A 1,879-nucleotide genomic window follows, 5' to 3' on the forward strand; every position below is an offset into this window, starting at 1 on the left:
GGAAGCCGATGGCAGCCTGCTAAAAAAGAAGAAATGTACATCATCCTTGATTTTCCCGAGGAGAAGTTTATTCAATTAGGTCGCATCCCTTGGCAAGAGTGGGATTTGTTCAAAAACTACTACTCAGACTCTGAAATAGCTTTAAGACTTTATGGTAAGCCGGGTCAGACAATTCTTCCCATTCAAAAATATTGGAAAGTCCGAATTTTGCTGGTTGTGGGCAGGAGTGACAACATCCAAACCAACAACGATATCAAGATAGTTAAAAAGTTAGAGAAAAAAGGAGCAGAGGTTACCGTATTACTTCAGCCTACCAAAAAAAAACTATCGGAAGCACTTTGGCAAGAACCAGGCTACCATATTTTCATCTTTAGTGGTCACAGTAGCTGTGATCACCAGACACCAATTAACTGGCTTGAGTTAAACCAGCAAGACAGAATCAGCATAGAGGATTTTGAAATAGCCTTCGGAAAAGCGATCGCTAAAGGATTGCAGTTAGCTATTTTCAATTCCTGTGATGGTCTGGGATTAGCTCAACAACTAGCTAAGTTGAATCTCCCTCGCAGTATCGTCATGCGAGAATTAGTACCTGATCAAGTAGCCGTAGAATTTTTGGAGCATTTTTTCGAGGAGTTCACCAAAAACAAATCTCTTTTTACCTCTGTCCACATTGCCAGAGAACGTCTGGAGCATTTTAATGACCGTTTTCCCAATGCTACGTGGCTGCCAACACTTTGTATCAGAGAATCAGCATTACATACACGGTTCACATGGAATGAACTCGTAAATTTAATCATTAAGCTACCACCTCGGATTTTGAAATTACTAGCTGGCTTGCTAATTGTGGTATTCGCTGGCTTGCTAATTGAGGGAGTAGTCATAGTAAGTTTGAGCTTGATTCCAGAGTCTTGCCCTACCAAAGAAAGTTCTTTCTTAGAATTCCGACAACAAATCTGGAAAAGACTGTTCCCTAAAAAATGTCTGGCTTATCTATCCGGCCTTCCTACTCAAAGAGAATGACGATATGGCGGTAGCACAACTTGGGCAAAAATCCGCAGAGATGTAGACCAACGGATTCAAAGGGTGCAGCCAAAATTAAAATTGAAATACACTGACCATGAAACTGATTCACCGGGGTCTGATACTGGAATAAAAATGTTATTAAACGGGCAGTTAGATTTTGCTCAATCCTCTCGGAGAATCACAGATAAAGAAAGTTACCAGGCCAGACAAAAGGGGTTTACTATCAGAGCAATACCCGTCGCCATTAATGCTATTGCTGTAGCCGTTCATCCTAACTTAAAAGTTCCGGGTTTAACAATTAGTCAGCTAAAGGATATTTATACAGGTAATATTACCAACTGGAGTGAGGTTGGTGGTCCGAACTTGTCCATAATTCCTTATTCTATAAAAAAAGAAGCTGGGGGAACCGTGAACTATTTTATGGAAACTATTTTAGACGGAGAATAATTTGGCAAAACTGTCGATTTTACCTACAATACAACGGAAGCAATCCGAAAAGTTGCTAAGGATCCTGGAGGGATTTACTACGCTTCTGCTGCAGATATTGTCCCCCAATGTACCATTAAGCCTCTGCCTCTTAAAGGAAAAAACAATCATAGGTTTATTGCGCCTTATCAGGAGCCTTTTATTCCCCCAAGTGAGTGTAAGGAAGACAACCACAACCAGGTGAATAGTGTTGCCTTTAAAAAGGGTACCTATCCAATTACTCGGAAACTATTTGTGATTGTCAAAAAAAATGGGAAAGCAGAACAAAAAGCCGGAGAAGCTTACATCCATCGATTTGCTGCGGACTGATGAGGGTAAAAAACTGCTAGAAAAAGCGGGTTTTCCTCCTATTGATTAAACTGATTAAACC

At 40.5% G+C, this 1,879-nt stretch carries 2 protein-coding genes and 1 pseudogene; all 3 read left to right on the forward strand.

Features of this window, described 5'->3' with window-relative positions:
• A partial coding sequence (locus F6K53_RS39235; protein ID WP_293085323.1) for a CHAT domain-containing protein occupies positions 1–1,020 on the forward strand: 1,020 nt, incomplete at its 5' end.
• Between the two features lie 15 nt (positions 1,021–1,035).
• Positions 1,036–1,470 (forward strand): annotated as a pseudogene (locus F6K53_RS39240) (substrate-binding domain-containing protein); the annotation flags it as partial.
• 219 nt (positions 1,471–1,689) lie between these two features.
• Positions 1,690–1,818: a hypothetical protein gene (locus tag F6K53_RS39245; protein ID WP_293085325.1), complete on the forward strand. Its 129-nt coding sequence runs from the start codon at positions 1,690–1,692 to the stop codon at positions 1,816–1,818.
• The last annotated feature ends 61 nt before the right edge of the window (positions 1,819–1,879 follow it).

The sequence above is a fragment of the Moorena sp. SIO4A1 genome, from assembly GCF_010672065.1.
GTDB lineage: Bacteria > Cyanobacteriota > Cyanobacteriia > Cyanobacteriales > Coleofasciculaceae > Moorena.